General features: G+C 59.7%; 21 protein-coding genes, 1 tRNA gene and 2 rRNA genes. 14 read left to right on the top strand and 10 right to left on the bottom strand.

Translation table 11 applies throughout. From position 1 onward, the window contains the following. The first annotated feature begins 591 nt into the window (after positions 1–591). From ACE04I_RS00020 to ACE04I_RS00030, 3 genes are all read left to right on the top strand, one after another. Positions 592–3,392 (top strand): 23S ribosomal RNA (locus ACE04I_RS00020). Between the two features lie 189 nt (positions 3,393–3,581). Then, positions 3,582–3,696 (top strand): 5S ribosomal RNA (gene rrf, locus ACE04I_RS00025). A 271-nt stretch (positions 3,697–3,967) separates the two neighbouring features. Beyond that, positions 3,968–4,044: transfer RNA gene (locus ACE04I_RS00030), tRNA-Met, on the top strand. 1,073 nt (positions 4,045–5,117) lie between these two features. Here the strand turns inward: ACE04I_RS00030 and ACE04I_RS00035 are convergent. The 6 genes from ACE04I_RS00035 to ACE04I_RS00060 form a co-directional block, all read right to left on the bottom strand. Beyond that, positions 5,118–6,194 (bottom strand): ABC transporter ATP-binding protein, encoded by a 1,077-nt coding sequence (locus ACE04I_RS00035; protein ID WP_487206255.1) that lies wholly within the window; start codon positions 6,192–6,194, stop codon positions 5,118–5,120. 43 nt (positions 6,195–6,237) lie between these two features. Further along, entirely contained in the window at positions 6,238–7,305 is a 1,068-nt protein-coding gene (locus ACE04I_RS00040) for a Gfo/Idh/MocA family protein (protein ID WP_487206256.1), read from the bottom strand. After that, complete coding sequence (locus ACE04I_RS00045; RefSeq protein ID WP_487206257.1) at positions 7,298–8,311, bottom strand: Gfo/Idh/MocA family protein; 1,014 nt, start codon at positions 8,309–8,311, stop codon at positions 7,298–7,300. The genes ACE04I_RS00040 and ACE04I_RS00045 overlap by 8 nt, the downstream gene beginning before the upstream one ends. 16 nt (positions 8,312–8,327) lie before the next feature. Further along, positions 8,328–9,203, bottom strand: a complete 876-nt coding sequence (locus ACE04I_RS00050; protein WP_487206258.1) for a carbohydrate ABC transporter permease — start codon at positions 9,201–9,203, stop codon at positions 8,328–8,330. Next, positions 9,196–10,083 (bottom strand): carbohydrate ABC transporter permease, encoded by an 888-nt coding sequence (locus ACE04I_RS00055; RefSeq protein WP_137326780.1) that lies wholly within the window; start codon positions 10,081–10,083, stop codon positions 9,196–9,198. Before ACE04I_RS00055 ends, ACE04I_RS00050 begins: the two co-directional genes overlap by 8 nt. A gap of 71 nt (positions 10,084–10,154) precedes the next feature. Beyond that, the gene (locus ACE04I_RS00060; RefSeq protein WP_487206259.1) at positions 10,155–11,444 is read right to left on the bottom strand and encodes an ABC transporter substrate-binding protein; all 1,290 of its coding nucleotides are present in this window, start codon (positions 11,442–11,444) and stop codon (positions 10,155–10,157) included. 152 nt (positions 11,445–11,596) lie between these two features. Here ACE04I_RS00060 and ACE04I_RS00065 point away from each other — a divergent pair, with 152 nt between their 5' ends. Both ACE04I_RS00065 and ACE04I_RS00070 read left to right on the top strand, forming a co-directional pair. Continuing rightward, complete coding sequence (locus ACE04I_RS00065; RefSeq protein WP_046796096.1) at positions 11,597–12,262, top strand: TetR/AcrR family transcriptional regulator; 666 nt, start codon at positions 11,597–11,599, stop codon at positions 12,260–12,262. A gap of 306 nt (positions 12,263–12,568) precedes the next feature. Continuing rightward, on the top strand, positions 12,569–13,804 hold the full coding sequence (locus ACE04I_RS00070) for a Gfo/Idh/MocA family protein (protein ID WP_487206260.1): 1,236 nt from the start codon (positions 12,569–12,571) through the stop codon (positions 13,802–13,804). A 48-nt stretch (positions 13,805–13,852) separates the two neighbouring features. Here ACE04I_RS00070 and ACE04I_RS00075 read toward each other — a convergent pair whose 3' ends face one another. Continuing rightward, the gene (locus tag ACE04I_RS00075) at positions 13,853–14,998 is read right to left on the bottom strand and encodes a helix-turn-helix transcriptional regulator (RefSeq protein WP_487206261.1); all 1,146 of its coding nucleotides are present in this window, start codon (positions 14,996–14,998) and stop codon (positions 13,853–13,855) included. A gap of 196 nt (positions 14,999–15,194) precedes the next feature. On the opposite strand from ACE04I_RS00075, the gene ACE04I_RS00080 reads away from it, so the two are divergent. The 9 genes from ACE04I_RS00080 (at position 15,195) to ACE04I_RS00120 (ending at position 24,446) form a co-directional block, all read left to right on the top strand. Further along, complete coding sequence (locus ACE04I_RS00080; RefSeq protein WP_487206262.1) at positions 15,195–15,830, top strand: LysE family translocator; 636 nt, start codon at positions 15,195–15,197, stop codon at positions 15,828–15,830. A gap of 109 nt (positions 15,831–15,939) precedes the next feature. Beyond that, a complete protein-coding gene (locus ACE04I_RS00085) occupies positions 15,940–16,716 on the top strand; it encodes a DeoR/GlpR family DNA-binding transcription regulator (protein WP_487206263.1) in 777 nt (258 codons plus the stop codon). A gap of 88 nt (positions 16,717–16,804) precedes the next feature. Beyond that, positions 16,805–18,313, top strand: a complete 1,509-nt coding sequence (locus ACE04I_RS00090; protein WP_487206264.1) for a glycerol-3-phosphate dehydrogenase — start codon at positions 16,805–16,807, stop codon at positions 18,311–18,313. Between the two features lie 56 nt (positions 18,314–18,369). Continuing rightward, a complete protein-coding gene (locus tag ACE04I_RS00095; RefSeq protein ID WP_487206265.1) occupies positions 18,370–19,449 on the top strand; it encodes an ABC transporter ATP-binding protein in 1,080 nt (359 codons plus the stop codon). A gap of 8 nt (positions 19,450–19,457) precedes the next feature. Next, positions 19,458–20,528, top strand: coding sequence for an ABC transporter ATP-binding protein (locus ACE04I_RS00100; RefSeq protein WP_487206266.1), 1,071 nt, complete (start codon positions 19,458–19,460; stop codon positions 20,526–20,528). Between the two features lies 1 nt (position 20,529). Further along, entirely contained in the window at positions 20,530–21,399 is an 870-nt protein-coding gene (locus ACE04I_RS00105; protein WP_046796103.1) for a carbohydrate ABC transporter permease, read from the top strand. 9 nt (positions 21,400–21,408) lie between these two features. Beyond that, complete coding sequence (locus ACE04I_RS00110) at positions 21,409–22,224, top strand: carbohydrate ABC transporter permease (protein WP_487206267.1); 816 nt, start codon at positions 21,409–21,411, stop codon at positions 22,222–22,224. Continuing rightward, positions 22,224–22,643 carry a DUF2160 domain-containing protein gene (locus ACE04I_RS00115; RefSeq protein ID WP_082118431.1) on the top strand — a complete coding sequence of 140 codons (420 nt, stop codon included), beginning with the start codon at positions 22,224–22,226 and terminating at the stop codon, positions 22,641–22,643. Before ACE04I_RS00110 ends, ACE04I_RS00115 begins: the two co-directional genes overlap by 1 nt. A gap of 78 nt (positions 22,644–22,721) precedes the next feature. Then, positions 22,722–24,446 carry an ABC transporter substrate-binding protein gene (locus tag ACE04I_RS00120; RefSeq protein ID WP_487206268.1) on the top strand — a complete coding sequence of 575 codons (1,725 nt, stop codon included), beginning with the start codon at positions 22,722–22,724 and terminating at the stop codon, positions 24,444–24,446. 69 nt (positions 24,447–24,515) lie between these two features. Here the strand turns inward: ACE04I_RS00120 and ACE04I_RS00125 are convergent, their stop codons facing one another. From ACE04I_RS00125 to ACE04I_RS00135, 3 genes are read right to left on the bottom strand one after another with little or no spacing between them, the layout of a single operon-like run. Next, a complete protein-coding gene (locus ACE04I_RS00125; protein WP_046796106.1) occupies positions 24,516–24,941 on the bottom strand; it encodes a CBS domain-containing protein in 426 nt (141 codons plus the stop codon). Positions 24,942–24,984: 43 nt separating this feature from the next. Continuing rightward, positions 24,985–25,449 (bottom strand): YbhB/YbcL family Raf kinase inhibitor-like protein, encoded by a 465-nt coding sequence (locus ACE04I_RS00130; RefSeq protein ID WP_487206422.1) that lies wholly within the window; start codon positions 25,447–25,449, stop codon positions 24,985–24,987. Between the two features lie 24 nt (positions 25,450–25,473). Beyond that, positions 25,474–25,914: a DUF2267 domain-containing protein gene (locus ACE04I_RS00135; protein WP_487206269.1), complete on the bottom strand. Its 441-nt coding sequence runs from the start codon at positions 25,912–25,914 to the stop codon at positions 25,474–25,476. Positions 25,915–25,924: the final 10 nt, after the last annotated feature.

Consider the following 25,924-nt stretch of genomic DNA (forward strand, 5'->3'; position numbering starts at 1 on the left):
TTGCATCGCTTCGATGAAGCGCATGCCTGTTCTGCAAAAATCGTGAAGAGAAGATTGATCTGGAGGCTTCCAGGTGTCGGGGTTTAGGCCCTGACGTCCGAAACCTTTCCCAGTGAACCTTTCGAGGGTCTAGCCGACCCGAGACTGGCGAGGGATTGGAGGTAGGAAGGAAGCTTGTCACTCTGGATGTTCAATTGTTGACCAGATGTTTGGGTAGGCCGATAGGCCGTCGCCAATCGTTTGGCGCCCCCGCGGAGCGAGGACCGAAAGGTCCGGACGCGCGTGAGCGAAAAGATCTCTGATGGAACATCGGATGGCCGTTGCCTGACCGCGCGGTCCCGGATTTGATCTCGAGAAGCTGGTCTTAAGATAGACTGCAAGCGAGCTGCTCGGCGTAGCTCCAATAAAGCAGATCTATCGAACACGTCGATGGCATCATGAGATGGTGGGGTTGTAAAAGGTAGCCCTGTCTCTGGCTGGCGAGCGGCATAGGAAACTAGACCGTATTGTCAGATTTGGTCGCCCTTCGAGCGCAAGCGAGAAGGACAGGCTGACCAAATCCAGTAAATGATGAGCATTGGCAATGAGAACGATTAAGTGTCGTAAGGGCATTTGGTGGATGCCTTGGCATGCACAGGCGAAGAAGGACGTGATACGCTGCGATAAGCCGTGGGGAGCTGCGAATGAGCTTTGATCCATGGATCTCCGAATGGGGCAACCCACCTTAAATGCTTGGAAAATTTAAGTCGTGCTTCGGTACGGCTTAGGTTTCCAAGCATTGTGATAAGGTATCTGCACCTGAATAAAATAGGGTGTAAGAAGCGAACGCAGGGAACTGAAACATCTAAGTACCTGCAGGAAAGGACATCAACCGAGACTCCGCAAGTAGTGGCGAGCGAACGCGGACCAGGCCAGTGGCAATGAGGAATAAAGTCGAACGCTTTGGAAAAGGCGGCCGTAGCGGGTGATAGCCCCGTAGACGTAGAACACTCATTGTCCTTGAGTAGGGCGGGACACGAGAAATCCTGTCTGAACATGGGGAGACCACTCTCCAAGCCTAAGTACTCGTGCATGACCGATAGCGAACAAGTACCGTGAGGGAAAGGTGAAAAGCACCCCGACAAGGGGAGTGAAATAGAACCTGAAACCGGATGCCTACAAACAGTCGGAGGGCGCAAGCCTGACGGCGTACCTTTTGTATAATGGGTCAACGACTTAGTGTAACTAGCAAGCTTAAGCCGGTAGGTGTAGGCGCAGCGAAAGCGAGTCTGAACAGGGCGATATAGTTAGTTGCATTAGACCCGAAACCGAGTGATCTAGCCATGAGCAGGTTGAAGGTTGGGTAACACCAACTGGAGGACCGAACCCGCATCTGTTGCAATAGATTGGGATGACTTGTGGCTAGGGGTGAAAGGCCAATCAAACTCGGAAATAGCTGGTTCTCCGCGAAATCTATTTAGGTAGAGCGTCGACCGAATACCCCCGGGGGTAGAGCACTGGATGGGCTATGGGGACTCACCGTCTTACTGATCCTAACCAAACTCCGAATACCGGGGAGTACTAGTCGGCAGACACACGGCGGGTGCTAACGTCCGTCGTGAAAAGGGCAACAACCCTGACCTCCAGCTAAGGTCCCCAAGTCATGGCTAAGTGGGAAAGGATGTGAGGATCCCAAAACAACCAGGATGTTGGCTTAGAAGCAGCCATCATTTAAAGAAAGCGTAACAGCTCACTGGTCTAAATAAGGGTCTTTGCGCCGAAAATGTAACGGGGCTGAAGCCATGCACCGAAGCTGAGGATGTGTGCTTGCACACGTGGTAGCGGAGCGTTCCGTAAGTCTGTGAAGGCGGACCCGTGAGGGCTGCTGGAGATATCGGAAGTGCGAATGTTGACATGAGTAACGATAAAGAGGGTGAGAGACCCTCTCGCCGAAAGACCAAGGGTTCCTGCTTAAAGTTAATCTGAGCAGGGTTAGCCGGCCCCTAAGACGAGGCAGACATGCGTAGTCGATGGGAACCACGTTAATATTCGTGGGCCTGGTGGTAGTGACGGATCGCGAAAGTTGTTCATCCTTATTGGATTGGGTGGGCAGCGGGGCGGTTCCAGGAAATAGCTCCACCGTATAGACCGTACCCGAAACCGACACAGGTGGTCAGGTAGAGTATACCAAGGCGCTTGAGAGAACTATGTTGAAGGAACTCGGCAAATTGCACGCGTAACTTCGGAAGAAGCGTGACCCCTTTTTACGCAAGTAGGAAGGGGTGGCACAGACCAGGGGGTAGCGACTGTTTATCAAAAACACAGGGCTCTGCGAAGTCGAAAGACGACGTATAGGGTCTGACGCCTGCCCGGTGCTGGAAGGTTAAAGGGAGGGGTGCAAGCTCTGAACTGAAGCCCCAGTAAACGGCGGCCGTAACTATAACGGTCCTAAGGTAGCGAAATTCCTTGTCGGGTAAGTTCCGACCTGCACGAATGGCGTAACGACTTCCCCGCTGTCTCCAACATAGACTCAGTGAAATTGAATTCCCCGTGAAGATGCGGGGTTCCTGCGGTCAGACGGAAAGACCCCGTGCACCTTTACTATAGCTTTACACTGGCATTCGTGTCGGCATGTGTAGGATAGGTGGTAGGCTTTGAAGCGGGGACGCCAGTCTTCGTGGAGCCATCCTTGAAATACCACCCTTATCGTCATGGATGTCTAACCGCGGTCCGTATAGCCGGATCCGGGACAGTGTATGGTGGGTAGTTTGACTGGGGCGGTCGCCTCCGAAAGAGTAACGGAGGCGCGCGATGGTGGGCTCAGACCGGTCGGAAATCGGTCGTCGAGTGCAATGGCATAAGCCCGCCTGACTGCGAGACTGACAAGTCGAGCAGAGACGAAAGTCGGTCATAGTGATCCGGTGGTCCCGCGTGGAAGGGCCATCGCTCAACGGATAAAAGGTACGCCGGGGATAACAGGCTGATGACCCCCAAGAGTCCATATCGACGGGGTTGTTTGGCACCTCGATGTCGGCTCATCGCATCCTGGGGCTGGAGCAGGTCCCAAGGGTTTGGCTGTTCGCCAATTAAAGCGGTACGTGAGCTGGGTTCAGAACGTCGTGAGACAGTTCGGTCCCTATCTGCCGTGGGTGTAGGAATATTGACAGGATCTGTCCCTAGTACGAGAGGACCGGGATGGACATATCTCTGGTGGACCTGTTGTCCTGCCAAGGGCATAGCAGGGTAGCTATATATGGAAGGGATAACCGCTGAAGGCATCTAAGCGGGAAACCCACCTGAAAACGAGTGTTCCCTATCAGGGCCGTGGAAGACGACCACGTTGATAGGCCGGGTGTGGACGTGCAGCAATGCATGAAGCTTACCGGTACTAATCGCCCGATCGGCTTGATCGTTCTCATTGACAATGCTCATCAGGGCGCCCAAAGGCGCCAGTGAGCAGTGAATAGGCAATAGTGAGTAGAGCGAGTTTACTGCGCTATTCCTGCCGACCTCACAACCAAAGACGTGTTCAAAACCAATCACGACCGACCAATCACTGTCGGAGTGAACCAGCTTCTCAAAACAACATTGCCCTTAATCGACCTGGTGGTCATTGCGGGGTGGCTGCACCCGTTCCCATTCCGAACACGGCCGTGAAACGCCCCAGCGCCAATGGTACTTCGTCTCAAGACGCGGGAGAGTAGGTCGCTGCCAGGTCTATTAAAGGCAATGCCATCCAAGGATGGATAACAATCTTCTCAACACGAAACCGACGGCCCTCAAGCCGATCAATGGGGCCGCCAAAAAGCGGCCCTTCGCCGTTCAAAGCGCATGATGATGCGGATTTATCAAAACCGTATCGCGGTGAGCAGGCTCGGAGCAGCCCGTTCGACCGGCAATCGATCCACCGGATCGATCGCTTATCGGTCTCACCTCGTCAGGCAAGCCTGACTTCGCTCCCGGGCACAATTGCCCGTATTCTTGGTGACGCGGGGTGGAGCAGCCCGGTAGCTCGTCAGGCTCATAACCTGAAGGCCGCAGGTTCAAATCCTGCCCCCGCAACCAAGTCCTCCTGAAATCTCTTGTTATCGATCGCTGGCGCGAAGACTTCATCTTCGCTGGCGATGGTAGCTCCTCGTCCTGCGGACCATAACCTGAAGGCCGCAGGTTCAAATCCTGCCCCCGCAACCAAGTCCTCCTGAAATCTCTTGTTATCGATCGCTGGCGCGAAGACTTCATCTTCGCTGGCGATGGTAGCTCCTCGTCCTGCGGACCATAACCTGAAGGCCGCAGGTTCAAATCCTGCCCCCGCAACCAAGTCCTCCTGAAATCTCTTGTTATCGATCGCTGGCGCGAAGACTTCATCTTCGCTGGCGATGGTAGCTCCTCGTCCTGCGGACCATAACCTGAAGGCCGCAGGTTCAAATCCTGCCCCCGCAACCAAGTCCTCCTGAAATCTCTTGTTATCGATCGCTGGCGCGAAGACTTCATCTTCGCTGGCGATGGTAGCTCCTCGTCCTGCGGACCATAACCTGAAGGCCGCAGGTTCAAATCCTGCCCCCGCAACCAAGTCCTCCTGAAATCTCTTGTTATCGATCGCTGGCGCGAAGACTTCATCTTCGCTGGCGATGGTAGCTCCTCGTCCTGCGGACCATAACCTGAAGGCCGCAGGTTCAAATCCTGCCCCCGCAACCAAGTCCTTATTCTCCCAAACCTGAAAACGTGCGCTCCATCATCGTGGAGCAGCCCGTTCGACCGGCAATCGATCCACCGCATCGATTGCCTATCGGTCTCACCGCGTTAGGCTCATAACCCGAAGAGTGAGGAGGAAAGGAAGCTGATCCGGCGAAACAATTCCCCAACCAACGGGAAAAAGCCTCAACCCGTTACCAATTCCTACGCTACAGTATCCAACAATAGCCGAAAATAGCCCGCCAGCGCGGACTTCTTGCGTTCCGCGACACCGCCGCGCGCCGACTAACCAGCAACTGCCGCAATCCGTCCTCGCCCAAAAGGCGACCACCCCAGCAACCTCCTTCGGATAAAGCAAAAATGGATGTGAAGGCTATCGCACATCCCCGTCCGGTAGGTGCCCGCTCCCGTCCCATCCCGGCTGCCCACGGTATCTCAAATTCCGTCTATAACCTTTGGCCGTCCGCGCCAAAAAGATGAAGGGACGAGGGGTCAAAACCGAGCGGGATACTCTCCCCGATCCGAACCCCACGCTGGCCATCCAGCACAAGCGTCACGCTTTCGCCGCTCTGCTTGCCGGCATAGACAACCGTAGAGCCTCCAAGGTGCTCCACGAGCTGAACAATCCAAGTACCCAGTGAGACGCCACCTCCCGCAATACTCAAATGCTCCGGCCGCAGACCAAAGGAAAGGGGGGCATCATCCTTTGTCGACAGGGCTCGGTCGAGAACGATTTCCTGCTCTGCGACTTCGATCGTACGGCGGGAAGAATCCTTCTCTAATAACCTGGCGTCTAGGAAATTCATCTTCGGCGAGCCTATGAAGCCCGCGACGAATTGGTTGGCCGGATTGTTGTAAAGATCGAGCGGGCGACCGACCTGCATGATACGGCCTTCGCGCAGGACGACGATCTTATCGGCCATGGTCATGGCCTCCACCTGGTCATGCGTCACGTAGATCATCGTGCTGCCGAGCGTCTGGTGGAGCTTGGCGATCTCGACGCGCATCTGCACGCGCAGTTCTGCGTCGAGGTTCGAAAGCGGCTCGTCGAAAAGAAAGATCCTGGGTTCGCGCACGATGGCGCGTCCGATCGCGACACGCTGACGCTGGCCACCGGACAAGGCCTTCGGCTTGCGGTTGAGAAGCGCCGTGATCTGCAGGGTCTCGGCCGCCCGATTAACGCGCGTTTGGACTTCCTGCTTCCTGTAGCCGGCCGTCTCCAGCCCGAAAGCGAGATTCTTGTAGACACTCATGTGCGGGTAGAGCGCATAGGACTGGAACACCATGGCGATGCCGCGCTTGGAAGCAGCCGTTTCGTTGACCCTTTCGCCGTCGATGCGCAGCTCTCCACCGGAAATCTCTTCCAGTCCGGCGATCATGCGCAGAAGCGTGGACTTGCCGCAGCCCGAAGGCCCGACGAAGACGACGAACTCGCCCGCCTCTATCTGCAGGTCGATCCCGTGAATGATCGTCAATGCCCCGAACCGCTTGACGATATTCTCGAGCGCTATGCTGCCTGCCATTGAAACTCCTCCATCTCGCCCTTCCGGCCAAGCCGCGATCGACCTAGGGGCGCCAACTCGTGTATTTCGGGTGCCCCGCCGCAATCGGCAGCGCGACATCGGCGCCAGTGTCACTTGAATGATAGATCGCGGTCACCAGCTCCAGCGACCGACGTGCGTCGATGCTGGTCACCGGCGGTCGCGCGCCGGTTTCAAGGGCATGGTGGAAAGCTTCCATCTGGCCGCTGAACCGACGGCTGACCGGCGGCAACCCGCTCAGCAATTTGTCAATTTTGGCGCCGATCTCCGCATTCGCAGGAATGATCCGCCAAGGACCGTCGCCGGGCGAATAGGCTCCATGGGTGCTTTCGAAGGTGACATTTTCAAACGCGACCCTGAGCCGGCTTATTTCTTCCTGCGAGCCGAGCGTCGCGGTTACCGAGACGAGGCCGCCGTCCTGCATCAGGAGGCTTGCGGAAACGCAGTCCTCGACCTCGATCGAGTTGACCCGCGTGGCAGTGCGGGCGAATACCCTCTGAACCGGACCAAGCAGATAGGTAATCATGTCATGCAGATGGATCGCGTGGGTCATCAACACGCCGCCAAGCTCGGTCGCCCAGCGCCCGCGCCAGGGATTGTCGTAGTAGACGGCATCGCGCTTCCATAGCGTCTCGGCAGTCGCAACGTAGAGTTTTCCGGCAAGCCCGCTTTCGATGATGCGGCGGGCCTGGGCAACGCCGTCGCCGTAGCGGTATTGAAAGATCGGCATCAGGATGCCGGCTGCCTTCTCTTCGGCACGGATCACCTCGTCGACCTCGGCAAGCGAGCCGGTGAGCGGCTTTTCGCAGACGACATGCTTGCCGGCGGCAAGCGCCTGCAGGATAAGCGCGGTATGGATCGCCGGAGGCGTGCAGATGTCGATGATGTCGATATCCGGCATGGCGATCAGCTCGTCCGAAGACCGGATCCGGCGAGGGACGGAAAATTCGTCGGCCATGACATTCAGCCGCGTCTCGTCAAGGTCACATAGCGCCACGACCTCGAACTTGTCGGGGTGAGGAAGATAGCCCTCGACCATATGCAGCCGGCCGATACCGCAGCCGATGATGCCGACCTTGTAGCGCTTAGGCATCGGTCCTGCCTTCGGCGAGCGCCTGTGCTTTCAGTGCGATTTCCATGGCTGCGAAGCAGCGGGCCTGCGGCATGGCGGTTTCGGTGCGATTTCGGATGTCTGAGAGAAGCTGGGCTCCATAAGGCAACGGCGTATCGGAGCAGTCGATATGGGTGACGCCCTTGGCGTCGGTCAAAAAGAGATGGTCACCGCCTGGCCTGCCGGCCACATCGACATATTTCCTGAGCTCGATCATGCCTTCCGTGCCGGTGATGAACAGGCGCCCGTCACCCCAGACGGGCAGGCCTTCCGGCGTGAACCAGTCGACGCGGATGAAACCGTTCGCGTCGGCCGTCGCCAGATGGATGTCGCCGCTGTCCTGGACGCCCGGCCATTGCTGATGCGCCCGGTTCGCCACCCGCGCCGAGAGGATTTCGGCCGTCTCCGAGCCGGTGAAAAACAGGAACTGTTCGCATTGGTGGGAGGCAATGTCGACCAGGATGCCGCCATAGCGTTCACGTTCGAAGAACCAGGAAGGCCGGGTTTTGGGACGCATGCGATGCGGCCCGAAGCCTGCTGTGGAGACGACCTTGCCGATGGCACCGGCTGCGACCAGCTCGCCAGCCTTCACCGTGGCGCGATTTTCGAAATGCTCAGAATAGAGTACCGAGTAGATCCGGCCGGTCTCCGCCTGCACCTTCCGCAATTCGGCGAGCTGTTCGAGCGTCACCATGCCGGGCTTGTCGACCATGACGTCTTTTCCGGCGCGCATGGCCGCAAGGGTGATGCCGGCCCGGTCGCCCGGAATGGCGGCGCTGACGACGAGGTCGATCGAGGGATCTTCGATCAGGCGCGGTTCGTCATCGACACGCGGCACTCCGGCATATTTGGCGGCGAACTCGGTGACGAGGTCATCTTCCTTCGCATGGAAGCCGGCGAATTCGGCACCGGCGTTCAGAAGGCAGTTCACCTGGCCGTAGATATGATTGTGATTGATGCCGACGACGGCAAAGCGAACAGGTTTCATAGACGCACCTTGGTTATCAGCGTTTCATACCGGTGGTGGCGATGCCTTCGATCAGAAGGCGCTGGAAGAAGAGGAAGAACAGAAAGACGGGGACGAGAGAGAGATTGGACATGGCAAAGAGCGCCGTCCAGTCGGAACTGCCGGTCGAATCCACGAAGGAGCGCAGGCCGAGCTGGACGGTGTAGGTGTTGATGTCGTTCAGATAGATGAGCGGTCCGAAGAAATCGTCCCAGGTCCAGATGAAGGAGAATATCGCGGCCGTCGCCAGCACCGGCAGCGACAGCGGCAGCATGATCTTCCAGTAGATGCGGAAGGGGCTACAGCCGTCCATCACTGCCGCTTCGTCGAGTTCGCGCGGAATGCCGCGGAAGAACTGCACCATCAGGAAGATGAAGAAAGCGTCGGTCGCCAAGTATTTCGGCACGATGAGCGGCAGTGATGTGTTCACCCAGCCGAGCTCGAGAAAAAGGATGTACTGGGGAATGAGAACCACGTGATAGGGCAGCATCAGCGTGCCGAGCATCAGCGCGAACCAGAAGTTCCGGCCTCCGAAACGCAGCCTGGCGAAGGCGAAGGCCGCGAGTGAACAACCGACGACATTACCGATCGTCGCCAGCACCGCGATGAACAGCGAGTTCCAGAAGAACTGACCGAAGCTTACCCGCAGTCCGGTCCAGCCGCGGACATATCCACCGAGATCCACCGAGGAGGGGATCAGCGAGGAAGAGCCGAACAATTCCTCCTGCGGCCTCAGCGATCCCGATATCATCCAGAGGATCGGGTAGAGCATGGCGAGCGAAAAGAGGATCAGCGCGCCATGCAGAAGAACCGATCGGATCGGTGAACGCTGGCCACCCAAAGATGGGCGGGAGGAGGTAACGGCATCAGTCATCGTAATGCACCCAATAGCGCGCGCTCAGGAATGAGAAGGCGGTGAATAGCGAGATGATGACGACGAGTACCCAGGCGAGCGCCGAGGCATAGCCCATGCGGAAGAAACCGAAAGCCTCCTGGTAGAGATAGAGCGTGTAGAACAAGGTCGAATTGATCGGGCCACCGGTGCCTTCGGAAATAATGAAGGCCGGCGTGAACGCCTTGAAGGCCTCGATCGTCTGGATCACGGCGTTGAAGAAGATGACCGGCGTCAGCAGCGGCAGGGTGATGCGGAAGAACTGCCGCTGCTTGCTTGCGCCGTCGATTTCGGCGGCCTCATACATATCGGCGGGAATCTGGCGAAGCCCAGCCAGGAAGATGATCATCGGTGAGCCGAACTGCCAGATCGACAGGATGACCAGCGTGTAGAGCGAATAGTTGGGATTGGAGATCCAGCTCGGGCCCTCGTATCCGAAGAGTTGCCAGAGGGCCATGTTGACGAGTCCGTCCGAGGCGAAGAGCTGGCGCCAGAGAACCGCGATCGCCACGCTCGAGCCGAGCAGCGAGGGCAGATAGAAAATGGCGCGGTAGAGGGTCAATCCCTTGATGCCGCGGTTGAAGGCCATGGCGATCAGAAGCGCGAAGGCGAGCTTCAGCGGCACCGAAAGCAGGACGTAGAGGAAAGTGACCTTCATCGAGGCCGCGAACTTCGGATCGGCGGTGGCGATGCGCACGTAATTGGCCGCACCCACCCAATCCGGCGATTGCAGGAGGTCGTAATTGGTGAAGGAGAGATAGAGCGATGCAAGCGCCGGGCCGAGCGTCAGGCCGAAGAAGCCGATCAGCCATGGCAGCAGAAAAACATAGGCGTGGATATTGCGATCGAAGATGCGTCGCATGGCTCCCTTTCTCGGGAGAGCCGCAGCGCGGCTCCCCTCAACAAGGGTATCGGAGCGGAAGGCCATGAATCCTACTTCCGTTTGAGAACGGTTTCGGCTTCCTTGACGAGGCGTTCGCCGCCTTCCGCGGGCGTCAGATTTCCGAAGGCTACTTCCTGACTGGTGCGGGTCAGCACGAAGGCGAGTTCACCGGCGCCAGGCGGCGGGGCAGGCGGAAGATCGCCGACCTCCGGAGTGATATCGGCGATGAACTTCACCATGCTCTGGCTGACCTCGTCGAGCTTCGGGGTCAACTGGTCGCGCATGGAGGCCGAGGCCGGAACGCCGCGCTCGACGCCGAGTATGTCGATGCCCTTCGGATCGGCGACGAGGAAGTTGATGAAGCCGACCGCTGCCTCGATCCCCTGGCTTCCGCTGGCGACGCTCATCAGCATGGACGGCTTGAGGTAATGGCCGGATGGCGCATCCTTGCTGATCTTCGGATAGGACGTGACGGAGAGCTTCGCCTTGTTGAGCGCTTGATAGCCGACGAACTGGTTGGAATGGGCAAACGCGGTCGCGGCCTTGCCCATCGTCAGCGGATTGGTCTCGATGTTCAGCTGATCGAGCGCCTGGACATCGGCGGGAACGCAGGCGCCGGCTTCACGCATCTTGCTCCACATGGTGAACCAATCGGCAGCATCCTTCGGCTCGTAGCCGAGGCCTCCGTCAGGCGTATAAAGCGATTTCTTGTTCTGACGCAGCCAGTTCTCGAAGCTCGGTTCGAGGCCGCTGGAATCGGCCGTGGCGAAATAGCCGGGCTTCGGCTTGTTCTCGCTCATCTTGGTGGCGTTCTCGGCAAATTCCTCCCAGGTCTGGCCCATGGCGGGAGGCGTGGCGCCGGATTTTTCCCAGGCGGCGGCATCGAAGAACACCGCGCTCGAGTTGACGCCGAGATTGATGCCGTAGAGCTTGCCGTCCACCCGTCCGGAATCGATGTTCATCTGGCCGAAGTCCTCGATCTGGAGGCCTTTGCCGAGATGATCGTCGAGAGGTGCGATCGCGCCGCGCCGCGCATATTCGAAGATGTAACGATAATCCATCTGGATCAGGTCCGGGGCGTTGCGTCCCGCGACCTGTGTGGCGAGCCGTGGCCAGTAATCGCTCCAGCCGGCGAACTCCCCGTCTATGGTAAGATCGGGCTTGACCTCCTTGTAGGCTGCGATGGCCTTGTTGGTTCGATCGGCTCGTTCCTGAGAGCCCCACCAGAGCATACGCAGCCGGGCTGCCTGCGCCAGCGCGGAACCGCCGCCAAGCGTGGCCAGTGAAAGGGCCGCCAAACCTCCGGAAAGCACGCTGCGTCGGTGTAACATCATGGACATTGGCAAACCCTCCCGTGTTGATGCCAATTGATGATGAGAGCAAACGACTATTGCCGTTTTATAACTAATTGGTTACATGGGAACACTGATCAACGTCATTGTCAAGCGGCCGCCGCAGGCAAGATTTAGGGCAAGAGCGAAGCTGCATCGGAATGAGTGAAGCCGTCGGCAAAGAAGAATCGCGCCGGGTGAAGGCGACACAATCGCGCAATCCGGAACGCACGCGTGCCGCCATTCTGGAAGCGGCGCGCCGAGAGGTGGCGGCCAAGGGATTGGCCGGTGCCCGGGTGGATGTCGTGGCGCGCCGGGCAGGCACCAACAAGCGAATGATCTATCACTATTTCGGTGACAAGGATGCGCTCTATCTCGCGGTTCTGGAGGATGCCTACCGGCACATCCGCCATGCGGAACATCGTCTCGACCTGACGAGGCGGGCACCCGGCGAAGGCCTGCGGGAGCTGGCTCTCTTCACCTGGCATTATTTTCTGGATCATCCCGAGTTCCTGAGTATCCTGGCGACCGAAAACCTCAATCAGGCGCGCTATCTTCGCCGATCGGAAAGCATATTGGAGCTGCACTCCAACTTCATTTCCGAGCTTGCGGACGTGCTTCGACGCGGCGCGGAAAGCGGGGAATTCCGCGGCGATCTCGATCCCATCGAGGTCTATCTGACGATCGCGTCGCTGAGCTGCTTCTATCTTTCGAACCGCTTCACCCTGTCGACGATCTTTCAGCGCGATCTGGTCGCGCCGAGCGAGCTCGATCGATGGGGCCAACATATCGCCGATACGGTTCTCGCGAGCGTCAGGCCGCGATAGTCCCGTAGTCTCAAGCTGTTACGAAAGGCTACCTGCCGCAGCATTGCGGCAAGGCTTGCTCCCTTTCACGCCCCGCATGACGGCGGTAACCGTGCAGCAAAATAGTCTTGACAGGAACCGCCCTTGCTATTCACAAATAACCAAACGGTTACATGATGCGAGAGAGGCGGCGCGTGGCCAGGAAGCTGGCTTGTCTCGAGGAGACTCCGTCATGCAGCGTACTGGCGCTCGGTCGATAAGGTGCTGAAGACGATCTTGGAGGGGCCGTCAGGTCTGTTGAGTGATTTCGAGGGAGAGAGAAGCGGCATGTCCAAGGTTCACAAGCGAAAGCGCTATGTTCTGGTCGGCACCGGCAATCGCGGCACGACCATGTGGGGGCGCGACCTTTTGGCGGGATGGGACGAGTTCGTGGAGCTGGTCGGCATCTGCGACGTAAACCTGATGCGGGCGGAGCGCGCGCGCGCGATGATTGGCTCGTCCGCCCCGCTCTATGACGATTTCGACCGCATGATGGCCGAACTGAAGCCGGACCTCGCGATCGTCTGCACGCCGGACGACACGCATGACGACATCATCGTGCGGGCGCTCGAGGCCGGCGCCGACGTCATCAGCGAAAAGCCGATGGCGACTACGCCGGAAAAGATCGCCCGCATTCGCGAGGCGGAGGCCCGCACCGGGCGCCGTGTCGACGTCTCCTTCAATTACCGCTTCTCGCCGACGGCTGCCCGCATCAAGGAGCTGATCGACGAGGGAGCTATCGGAAAGGTCACGTCCGTCGACTTCCACTGGTATCTCGACAATCAGCACGGTGCCGATTACTTCCGCCGCTGGCACGCTTTCACCGGCCGGTCCGGCAGCCTCTTCGTGCACAAGGCCACCCATCACTTCGATCTGCTCAACTGGTTTCTGGATTCCGATCCGGTGGAGGTGAAGGGTTTCGGCCAATTGCTGCATTACGGCCGCAACGGCCCGTTCCGCGGAGAGCGCTGTCGCACCTGTCCGCACAAGGGAGAATGCGATTACTATTTCGACCTCTCGGCCGATCCCTTTCTCGATACGCTCTATGAGGAGCCCTCCGAGGTGGACGGCTATTTCCGGGACGCCTGCGTCTTCCGCGAGGAGATCGACATTCCCGATACGATGACGGCCTCGATCCGCTATGCCAGCGGCGTGCAGGTCTCCTATTCGCTCAACACCTATATGCCGATCGAGGGCCACCATATCGCCTTCAACGGCCATCGCGGCCGCATTGAGATGCGGCAATACGAGAAGCAGCCCTGGACCGAGCCGCCCGCCGACGAGATCCTGCTGGTCAAGAGTTTCGGCGGCGGCGTGGAACGCATCTGGGTGCCGCACGAACCCGGCGGGCATTATGGCGGCGACAACCGCATGCGCGACATGATCTTCAAACCGGGGTCGAACGATCGCCTGCGCCAGCGCGCCGGTTCACGCGCGGGTGCCATGTCGGTGCTCTGCGGCGTCGCGGCGCTGGAAAGCTCGCTCACCGGCGGAGCAACGCAGGTGCAGCCGTTGCCGGCGTGAGGAACGCAAAGAGCTTCGGACAGAAAATTGCCACCCGCGGGTCAGTCATTACGGCGATCTGGCAGGTGGCAGCACCTGCATCGCAAGTCGCATCAGTTCGGCCTGTCGAGAGGCGCCGGTTTTTGAGAAGATGCTGGCGAGATGCGTCTTCGCAGTGCTCGGGGCGATATCGAGACACTGCGCGGCTTCCGCAAGCGTCTGCCCGGAGAGAAGGCTCACGAGAAGACGCTTTTCCGCCCGGGTGAGCTGAAACGTTCTGGCAAGCGTGTCGGCAGCGGTTCCTTCATCCGGCGGCGTGCCGATGAAGATCGCAGCGACGGCGTCCGGTTGTACGTCCCTGCGCCGGTCGCTGCCGGCCATCGGCAGCACATGGGCGACGATCGGCTGTTCGCTCGGCGCATTGAGGTGCACGGCAAGGCCGGTCGCGCCGATTGCCGTCTCATCCTCCGCCGCCAGCTTTATGGCTGTTCTTAGTTCCCGCGAAGCGGCAGGATTGCGCGCTCTCAGAACGCCGCCGATATCCTGCAGTGTATTGCCCTTGCGCAGCATCTTCTCGGCCGTGCGGTTCGGATAAAGGATGGCTCCGTTTCTGTCGGTCAGCACGACGCCGCAGTCGAGAGCATCGAGCGCTCCGGCGAGATGAATGCTCTCGATTTCTTTGGCCTCGAGAACCCGGCTGATCGTCACCGCCCGTCTCAGATGCGGCAGAAGAAGCGCTGCGAGTTCGATCTCCCGTTCGGTGGCGACGCCATAGCTTTGATGATGCATGACGACGAGTTCGGAAACATGCGTCGGTGTCTGCATCAGAAAAATATGCATTACATCCGCGATTCCGAGCGGACCCAGTACTTCCTTCATGTAGGCGGAGTTGGCCAAGTGTTCCTGCGACAGGTGGCGGGAGGCGATGAAAGGCGTGTCGAGGGAAGGCGACACCGCCAACCATTCCGAAAGCCGCGCATGGATTTCCGCCAGATGCCGGTCGCGGCGCTGCCGCCATTCCGGGGTCCAGCCGACGCTCTTGTCGATCAGGAGACGGTCGGTGCGTAAATCGTTGAGCGAAAGAATGATCGATTCTCCCTGGAACACGTCCTTGATGGCAGCGATCGTCGCTTCCCATCGGGATGGGTCGAGGGTGCAGTCGTAAATCATTCCGATCAGCTCGGAGAACTGATGCTCGGGCAGTCGGCTGCTCATGATCGGCCTCCATCCCTGCCCTATCTGCTCTTGTTCAGGTTGCTGCGAGGGCCGGATAGCTCCGTAATTTCTCCTCCAAACGGCTGATGCGCAAGTGTGGGACCCATGGTTGGCTTGCGATGCCCGGCGGGACCCGGCGGGGACAACCGAAAATGCGGGTAAGGGCCGGGTCCTCGGGCACCGTGGAGGCAGCGTCATGTCAATCGCGCCGTCGAGCGCCATGTTCCAATTTCTGATCGCCTACGCACTTGTCATGGTGACGCCGGGCTCGATCATGCTGGCGACCGGCAGCCTGGCGGCATTTCATGGGATCGGCCGGACCTTGCCTTTCATCCTCGGCATCGGTGCAGGAACGGGTGGCGTGGTCGCATTGCTGGGACTGGCGAGCGGGAGCCTGCTTTCCACCGTGCCCCCGGTTCTCCTGCAGCAGGCCGGCGCGGTCGTGCTTCTATGCATGGCGGTAGCCATGATCAGGATGCCCCTTTGCCCGGCAAGCCGGCCGTGTGATTGCAAGGGTTCGTCGCGCGCGTTGGTCGTTGCCGGCGCCATGACCGCCATGTCATCGCCGTTTACGCCGGCCTTCGCGGCGAGCATGTTTGCCGGCCCCTGGTTCGAACTGCGAACACCTGCCATGGTCTTCATGCTGGCGCTTGTCATCTGCCTCGCCAATTTGTCCTGGTATTTTCTGGTCGCCGCGATCCTTTCGCGCCCGCCGGCTCGGGCGGTCATATTGCGTCGTCAAGGCCTTTTCCGCGTCGTTGCGGCGGGATTCCTGAGCCTGTTTGCGCTTTCCTCGATCATGAATTCCCTGGAAATCCGGCCTGGTTTTTGATCGCGTCGGCTGCCCGATGCGGAAATTTCCAAATCCGCTCTGGATGGTTTCGATATTTTGCAGCATCATGCAGAATACGAAAATCCCGAAACCATAATGAAAGCCCGGCATGTATCTCACGCATCGGCAGATGGAGATCCTCGAACTCGCAAAGACCAGCGGCCGTGTCATCGTCGAGGATCTTGCCACCCGGTTCTCCGTAACGCCGCAAACGATCCGCAAGGATCTCAACGAGATGTGTGAGGGGCAGGTTCTCAACCGCATCCATGGGGGCGCCGTTTTCCCGAGCGGCACGGAGAATATGCAATACGAAGCGCGCCGGCAGATCGCCGCCCCGGAAAAGCAGGCGATCGGTGCTGCGGCAGCCGGTCTGATCCCCAACAACACATCGCTCTTCATCAATATCGGCACGACCACGGAAGCGGTGGGGGAGGCGCTCGCCAATCATCACGAGATGATGGTCATTACCAATAATATCAACGTTGCCAATCGTTTGCGGCCGGTTCCCTCGATCGAAGTGGTCATTACCGGCGGGGTGGTTCGAGGGTCGGATGGCGGTATCGTGGGGGAAGCGGCGGTCGATTTCATCCGCCAGTTCAAGGTGGATTATGCGGTGATCGGCGTCTCGGCGATCGACACGGACGGATCGCTCCTGGATTTCGATTTCCGCGAAGTGAAAGTCGCACAGGCCATCATCGCCAATGCACGGCATGTCATCCTCGTGGCCGATTCCACCAAGTTCGAAAGGACCGCCCCGGTCCGCATCGGCCGCATCTCACAGGTCAATACCTTTATTACGGACCATTGTCCCGTCAGCTCCATAAGACGCGTTTGCGCCGAGAATAACGTCGCCTTGGTTGAAACGGGCAAGGTTCACGAAGCGTAGTTCGAAGGTTCGATTGACATTCGTATTCTTTCGTTTCTAATGGATGTCAGTTTCGCTTTCGCGCCCGACTGGTGTGAAGGGAGGGATTGTGGCGTCTTCGGTTTACGATGTTTTTGTCATTGGCGGCGGCATCAACGGCTGCGGGATAGCCCGCGACGCCGCGGGACGCGGCTATGCCGTCGCCCTGGCGGAAATGAACGATTTCGCGTCTGGCACCTCCTCGGGAGCCACCAAGCTCATTCACGGCGGCTTGCGCTATCTTGAACATTATGAATTCCGCCTGGTGCGCGAGGCCCTGATGGAGCGGGAGGTGCTCTGGGCCATGGCGCCGCACGTGATCTGGCCGCTGCGGTTCGTGCTGCCCTACCAGAAAGGCGGCATTCGTCCGGCATGGCTGATCCGGCTCGGGCTTTTCCTTTACGATCACCTCGGCGGGCGCAAGCTGCTGCCGCCGACGCGCACACTCGATCTGCGGCGCGATCCCGCCGGCCGGCCGTTGAAGCCCGTCTTCGGCAAGGCGTTCGAATATTCCGACGGCTGGGTCGACGATGCGCGGATGGTGGTGCTGAATGCCCGCGATGCGGCCGACCGCGGGGCAACGGTGCTTACGCGCAGCAAGGTCGTTTCCGCGCGCCGTGAAGGCGGTCTCTGGTCGATCTCGGTAAAGGACGGCGCGAGTGGCACGGTCAACGTTCATCAGGCGCGCATGCTGGTCAATGCCTCCGGCCCGTGGGTCGATCAGGTCCTGACGGGCGCCTTCGGCCGCAATGGCGTTCACAATGTGAGGCTTGTTCAGGGCAGCCATATCGTCGTGCGCCGGAAATTCGACGATGCGCGCGCCTATTTCTTCCAGAACCCGGACAACCGCATCATCTTCGCCATTCCTTACGAACGGGATTTCACCCTTATCGGCACGACCGACCGAGACTATGTCGGAGACCCGAAGGATGCGAAGATCAGCGAGGAGGAAATCCGTTATCTCTGCGATGCGGCGAGTGAGTATTTCTCCGAACCGGTGAGGCCGGAGGATATCGTCTGGAGCTATTCGGCGGTCCGCCCCCTTTATGACGACGGAGCCTCGAAGGCGCAGGAGGCCACCCGCGATTATGTCCTGAAGCTCGACGAGGGCGAAGGCGCTCCGCTGCTCAACGTCTTCGGCGGAAAACTCACCACCTATCGCCGGCTTGCGGAACATGCGCTGGAGCGGATCGCCGAGGCGATCGGCGCGAAGGGAGCCCCATGGACGGCGACGAGCCGGCTGCCTGGCGGCGAATTTCCGGTGGATGGTTATCCCGCGCAGGTAAAATCGTTGCGGGCGTCATATCCATTCGTCGAGGAGGCCTACGCAGAGCGGCTCGTCCGTTGCTACGGCACGAGGGCTGCGGACCTCCTCGGTTCGGCGACGACAATAACGGCGCTCGGCCGCAATTTTGGTGGTACGCTCCATGAGGCCGAAGTGCGCTGGCTCATGAAGAACGAATGGGCGCAGACGGCGGAGGATGTCCTCTGGCGTCGCACCAAGCAGGGATTGTTCCTGTCGGCGGAGGAGGCCGCGGGATTAGAGGAATACATGGCGGGGGTTCGGCGCGCCGCTTAGAGCGCGCCCCATCTCCATGCCAGAACACCGAGGGTTGGAGGAGGCCCGAGGGATAGATGCTCGAACTGCGTAACGTTTCGAAGATGGTGGGCGGCGAATACCACATTCGCCCGACCGATCTGACATTGCGGCACGGAACACTGAACGTGCTGCTCGGGCCGACCCTCTCCGGAAAGACATCGCTCATGCGGCTGATGGCCGGCCTCGACAAGCCGACCAGCGGCGCGATCTTCTTCGATGGGGAGGATGTGACCGGCGTGCCGGTGCAGAAGCGCAACATCGCGATGGTCTATCAGCAGTTCATCAACTATCCGGCGCTGACGGTTTACGAGAACATCGCCTCGCCAATGCGCATCGCCGGCAAGTATGCCGCAACCCTCGACCGGGAAGTGAGAAAGGCCGCGGACCTCCTGCGGCTCACACCCTATCTCGACCGCACTCCCCTCAACCTCTCCGGCGGCCAGCAGCAACGGACCGCGCTTGCCCGCGCGCTCGTCAAGAATGCCAATCTGGTATTGCTCGACGAACCACTCGCCAATCTCGACTACAAGCTTCGGGAGGAACTGCGCGAGGAACTGCCGAAGATCTTCGCGGCGTCCGGCGCCATCTTCGTCTATGCGACGACCGAGCCTTCGGAAGCGCTTCTCCTCGGCGGCAATACCGCCACCTTGAGCGAAGGCCGGGTGACGCAGTTCAGCGAGACGATCCGGGTTTATCGCGAGCCCATTGATCTCATCACCGCCCGGACCTTCTCCGACCCTCCCCTCAACACGATCGATCTTATTCGATCCGGGGACCGGTTCCTCCTCGACGAGCGGATCGCCATTCCGGTGCCGGAGCATCTCCAGGGTATTCCGGAGGGGCCGGTCACGGTGGCGATACAGCCGCATCATCTCCTCCTCGAGCCTGAGAACGGGGCGACGACACGGCTCTCGGCGCGCACGCTCGTTTCGGAGATCGCCGGTTCGGAAAGCTTCATCCATCTCGATTTTGCCGGCGCGCGATGGGTCATGCTGACATCCGGCATCCAAAACATCGATCCGGACCAACCGATCGACGTCCATATCGACACGTCGCATCTGATGGCATTCGACCAGCAGACGGGGCGCTCGCTGGCGCTCGCGCGGCAGGAATAGGGGCGGTCATGGCACGCATCAACCTCGAACATATCCGCCATGCCTACAGCGCGAAGGCTGCCGCGGTGGGAGAATACGCTCTCAAAGAGGTCCATCACGAGTGGGACGACGGCGGCGCCTATGCGCTGCTTGGCCCTTCCGGTTGCGGCAAGACGACCCTTCTCAACATCATTTCCGGGCTTCTGCAGCCCTCGGAGGGACGCATCCTGTTCAACGGCGCCGACGTCACCGGTCTTTCGACGCAGGAGCGCAATATCGCGCAGGTCTTCCAGTTTCCCGTCGTCTACGACACCATGTCGGTGTTCGACAATCTCGCCTTCCCGCTCCGCAACCGCCATGTGCCCGAGGCGGAGGTGAAGCAGCGCGTCGCCGAAATTCTCGAAATGACCGATCTTGCGGGAATGGCGGGGCGGAGGGCGCAAAGACTGACCGCCGACCAGAAGCAGAAGATCTCCCTTGGCCGCGGGCTGGTGCGGGCGGATGTCAACGCCATCCTTTTCGACGAGCCGCTGACGGTCATCGATCCGCACATGAAATGGGTGCTGCGCTCGCAGCTCAAGCGGCTGCATCGGCAATCCGGCTTCACCATGGTCTATGTCACGCATGACCAGACGGAGGCACTCACCTTCGCCGACAAGGTCGTCGTCATGCATGATGGGCAGATCGTTCAGATCGGCACGCCGGCAGAGCTGTTCGAGCGACCTCGCCACACCTTCGTCGGTTATTTTATCGGCTCGCCGGGGATGAACCTGATGCCCGTCGCGGTCGAAGGGGCGAAGGTTACCGTGGGGGATCAGGCGATACTGCTTTCAGGGGCCCCGAAGATCGATGGCGCCAGCAGGCTGGAGCTTGGAATTCGGCCGGAGTTCATCGAGCTCGATCGTGTGGGCATGCCGGTCACCATCAACAAGGTCGAGGATATCGGACGGCAGAAGATCGTGCGCGCCACCTTCTGCGGTCACGCGCTGTCGATCGTCATTCCGGAGGGCCGGATCATACCGGCCGAGCCGCGTGTGACGTTCAGGCGTGACGCGATCGGCATCTTCGCCGATTCCTGGCGCGTCGGAATGGAGAGCTGAGATGGACAAGACCTGGAACAACAAGGCCTGGTTCATGGTGCTGCCGGTGCTGCTGCTGGTGGCTTTCTCGGCGGTGATCCCGCTGATGACGGTCGTCAACTATTCGGTGCAGGATACGTTCGGAAACAACGAGTTCTTCTGGGCGGGGACCGACTGGTTCACCGATGTTCTGGAATCCGACCGCTTCTGGGATGCGCTTGGCCGCAACCTCATCTTCTCCCTCGTCATTCTGCTGATCGAAGTCCCGCTCGGAATCCTGATTGCTCTCAACATGCCGAAAAGGGGCTGGGGGGTCCCTGTCTGCCTGGTGCTGATGGCGTTGCCGCTGCTCATTCCGTGGAACGTCGTCGGCACCATCTGGCAGGTTTTCGGCCGCGTCGATATCGGCCTCCTCGGCCGGACGATGAACAATCTCGGCTTCGACTACAACTATACGCAGGATGCGTTCGATGCCTGGGCGACGATCATCGTCATGGATGTCTGGCACTGGACGAGCCTCGTGGTGCTGCTGTGCTATGCCGGTCTCGTCTCCATCCCGGATGCCTACTACCAGGCGGCCAAGATCGACGGGGCCTCGCGCTGGTCGGTGTTCCGTTTCATCCAGTTGCCGAAAATGAAGAGGGTGCTGCTGATTGCCGTGCTGCTGCGGTTCATGGACAGTTTCATGATCTACACCGAGCCCTTCGTCGTCACCGGCGGCGGGCCGGGCAATTCGACCACCTTCCTCTCCATCGATCTGGTGAAGATGGCGGTCGGGCAATTCGACCTCGGGCCGGCGGCGGCAATGTCGATCGTCTACTTCCTGATAATCCTGCTGCTGTCATGGGTGTTCTACACCGTCATGACGCAGGGCGATGCCGAGAGAGGCTGAGGAGGGGCGATGAACACGGAAACCCGCAGCCGCTTCGGCTTTCTGATCCCGACGATATACATCATCTTCCTGATCCTGCCGATCTACTGGCTCATCAATATGAGCTTCAAAGAGAACTCGGAAATCCTCGGCGCCTTCTCGCTCTGGCCGCAGAACCCTACGCTTCGGAATTACCGGGTGATCTTCACCGATCCCTCCTGGTATAACGGCTATATCAATTCCATCATCTATGTGGTGATGAACACGGTCATCTCGGTTCTGGCGGCCCTGCCGGCGGCCTATGCCTTCTCTCGCTATCGCTTTCTCGGCGACAAGCACCTGTTCTTCTGGCTGCTTACCAACCGCATGGCGCCACCCGCGGTTTTCGCTCTACCCTTCTTCCAGCTCTATTCCGCCTTCGGACTGATCGATACCCATATCGCGGTCGCGATCGCTCATTGCCTGTTCAACGTGCCGCTGGCGGTCTGGATTCTCGAAGGCTTCATGTCGGGCGTGCCGAAGGAGATCGACGAGACGGCCTATATCGACGGCTATTCCTTCCCGAGGTTCTTCGTGAAGATCTTCATGCCGCTGATTGCCTCCGGCATCGGGGTGGCGGCCTTCTTCTGCTTCATGTTCTCCTGGGTGGAACTCCTCATCGCCCGCACGCTGACGACCACCGACGCCAAGCCGATCTCCGCGACCATGACGCGGACGGTCTCCGCTTCGGGGCTCGACTGGGGAGTGCTGGCTGCAGCCGGCGTGCTCACCATCATCCCCGGTGCGCTGGTGATCTACTTCGTCCGCAACTACATCGCCAAGGGCTTCGCCCTGGGGAGGGTGTGATGGCCACGATACCCAATCGCAACAGGCGCTGGCCCCTTGTCCTTGTCGCAGTCCTTCTCGTCTACGGCCTTGCCGCCGTATCGCTTGCCATGTCCCTGCCGGTCGAGGACGGCGAGCGGGACTGGTTCGCGCCGCTGGTGCCCGGTGGGTGGATGGCCTGGTCGTTTCCGACGGCCATGTTCTTTCTCACCATATTCGCACTGCTCGCGCTGATGGGCGTCTGGGAATATGCACGGCCCGGCGGGGCGCCGCGTATCGGTATATTACGCTTCGAGACGACGCGCGGCGACCGGCTGTTCGTGTCCCTGCTCGGAGCGGCGTTCATTCATCTCGCATGGCTGGGTCTGGGAGGACCCAGCCTGTGGTGGGCTCTCGCCCTGTCGGTGGTCTACGCGATCGGCGTATTCCGCTTCGTATGAGGCAAAGCCAATGCGGCTGCCGGAACTGCTCCGGCGACCGGCCTAAAGAAATGCACTCGCAAACTGGGAGGTTTAGCTATGCGACGGCATCTTATGACAACGACGGCAGCCATGCTGCTGGCAATGACCGGCTCGGCTTTCGCCGGCATGGAGGAAGCCAAGCAGTTCCTGGACAAGGAAGTCGGCGACATGTCGGCGCTTTCCCGCGCCGAACAGGAACAGGAAATGCAATGGTTCATCGACGTCGCCAAACCCTTGGCGGGCATGGACATCAAGGTCGTTTCGGAAACCATCACCACGCATGAATACGAATCCAAGGTGCTGGCGCCGGCCTTCACGGCCATCACTGGCATCCGGATAACGCACGATCTCATCGGCGAAGGCGACGTGGTCGAAAAGCTGCAGACGCAGATGCAGTCCGGCGAGAACGTCTATGACGCCTATGTCAACGATTCCGACCTGATCGGCACGCATTGGCGCTACCAGCAGGCGCGCAGCCTGACGGACTGGATGGCGAACGAGGGCAAGGACGTCACCAATCCCGGGCTCGATCTTCAGGACTTTATCGGCCTGAAGTTCACGACAGCACCGGATGGAGATCTCTACCAGCTTCCCGACCAGCAGTTCGCGAACCTTTACTGGTTCCGTTACGACTGGTTCAACGACGAGAAGAACAAGGCGGATTTCAAGGCCAAGTACGGCTATGACCTCGGCGTGCCGGTCAACTGGTCGGCTTACGAGGATATCGCCGAATTCTTTACCGGGCGCGAGATCGACGGCAAGAAGGTCTATGGACACATGGACTACGGCAAGAAGGACCCCTCGCTCGGCTGGCGTTTCACCGATGCCTGGCTGTCGATGGCCGGCAATGGCGACAAGGGCCTGCCGAACGGCTTGCCCGTCGATGAGTGGGGCATCAAGGTGGACGAGAAATCGCGTCCTGTCGGCTCCTGCGTGGCGCGTGGCGGCGACACGAACGGTCCCGCTTCCGTCTATGCCATCCAGAAATATCTCGATTGGATGAAGGCCTATGCGCCGGCATCGGCCCAGGGCATGACCTTCTCCGAATCCGGTCCCGTCCCGGCCCAGGGCGAGATCGCCCAGCAGATGTTCATGTACACGGCCTTTACCGCGGACATGGTCAAGGAAGGGCTTCCGGTCGTCAACGAGGACAACACGCCGAAATGGCGCTTTGCGCCTTCGCCCCACGGAGTTTACTGGAAGGACGGCATGAAGCTCGGCTATCAGGATGTGGGCTCGTGGACGATCCTGAAGTCGACACCCGTCGACCGCGCCAAGGCGGCCTGGCTCTACGCTCAGTTCGTCACGTCGAAGACCGTGGACGTGAAGAAAAGCCATGTCGGGCTGACGCTCATCCGCGAAAGCACGATCCGGCACCAGAGCTTCACCGACCGGGCGCCGAAGCTCGGAGGCCTGATCGAGTTCTATCGCTCGCCGGCGCGCGTCCAATGGTCGCCGACCGGTACCAACGTGCCGGATTATCCAAAGCTCGCTCAGCTTTGGTGGCAGGCGATCGGTGATGCGTCATCGGGTGCGAAAACCCCGCAGGAGGCCATGGACTCGCTCTGCGAAGAGCAGGAAAAGGTCCTTCAGCGTCTCGAACGGGCGGGCGTACAGGGCGATATCGGACCGAAGCTCGCGGAAGAGCACGATCTTGAATACTGGAACAAGGATGCGGTCGCGAAAGGCAACCTCGCGCCGCAGCTCAAGATCGAGAACGAAAAGGAAAAGCCGATCACGGTCAACTACGACGAGCTCGTGAAAAGCTGGCAGTCGAACTAAGTGATGCATGGCCGGGGATATGCTCCCCGGCCATTTCCATCGGCGGTCAGGATGGCTGCCGTCAGTGCATCAATGCGCATGCGCTCCGCCGGGCCGGGCGACCTCTTTCAGGCCCATGCCGGCGGCAGCGGTTTCAGCGAGTGCCGCGTCGCCTATGGAAACGACGCCGGTCAACCGCTTCTCCCGGCTGACGACCGGAAGGCGCCGGACCTGGATATCGCCCATGTTATGAGCGACCTCATCGACATCCTCGTCCTCGAAGCAGTACTTGACGTCGCGGGACATCACCTCGCGTACCTTCGTATCGCCCCCGAGACCATCGGCGACGGCGCGGATGACGATGTCGCGGTCAGTGATCGTTCCAACCAGCCGATCATCGTCTCCCACCGGCAGGAATCCGATTTCCCGATCCGCCATTATCCTGGCGATTTCGGCAATCGTCTGCTGAGGGCTCGCGATCTGGACGTCGCGGGACATGATTTCCGAAACTTTCATGACTGACACCTCCCTTGTTGAATTGTCGAGCATGCCTTCAATGTTATTGAACCTCGAATGTTCCGGTGAGTGACGCTTCGGAAAGCGCGTGCTTGCGGGCCTCCTTCCACATTATCTCTATCCCGGCGGCGTCCGGTACGGTGAGCTTCGGCACGTCGAGCGCCGCAAGCCGGAAATGATAGTGATGGACGCCATGACCTTTCGGTGGTTGGGGGCCGTCGTAACGGGCGTTGCCGAAATCGTTCTTGGAAAAACGAGGGCCCCCGCCCGGAGCGGTATCGGCGCTCTCCGGCAGCTCATTCCAGCTCGGCGGGATGTTGAACACACCGCAATGGCGGAAGGTGCCGCTCAGCGCGTCCGGGTCCTCGATGACGAGGGCGAAGCTTTTCACCTCGGCCGGTGCGCCGCTCCATTTGAGGGGAGGCATGAGGTTTCTGCCGAGGCGTGTGTATTTCTCCGGTATCGGCGTATCATCCGCGAAGGCTGGACTAATCAGAGTGAGGCCCATCATTCTCTCCCTGGCTTGTAGAGTTCAGTGTAGTTTTTCCGGATCGGGCCAGAGCGCCTGCACGTCCTGCGGCAGGGCGGCCCGAACTTTGCGGACTTCGCCCGGATCGATGTAATGGGAGAGCACTCGGAATACGGAGCGTACCGCCTCCTTCGTATCCACCGGGCGAGAGAAGGAAAGTTCCTCGTTCACCTGGGAGAGAAACTCATCCAGGGACCGCGAGCGGGTGGGCTGTTTCGAAGGTTCGTACTGGTCGTAATAGGCGCCTCTTACCAGGAGCGGCAACTGTGCCGATAGGTGGGCGGCGAGATCGGGTTGCAACCTGTCCCGCAGCGTGTGCAGCACCGCACCCAGCATGTGCCAAGCAAGCTGACGGTCCGGTCCGTGGTCCTCCATGAGATCGTCCAGCCAGGTATTGGTGATCTGCAGGGTTTTGTCGAAAACCTGAATACCCGTAGCACTCATGGCTTCACCT

It is taken from the genome of Rhizobium moroccans, assembly GCF_057559155.1.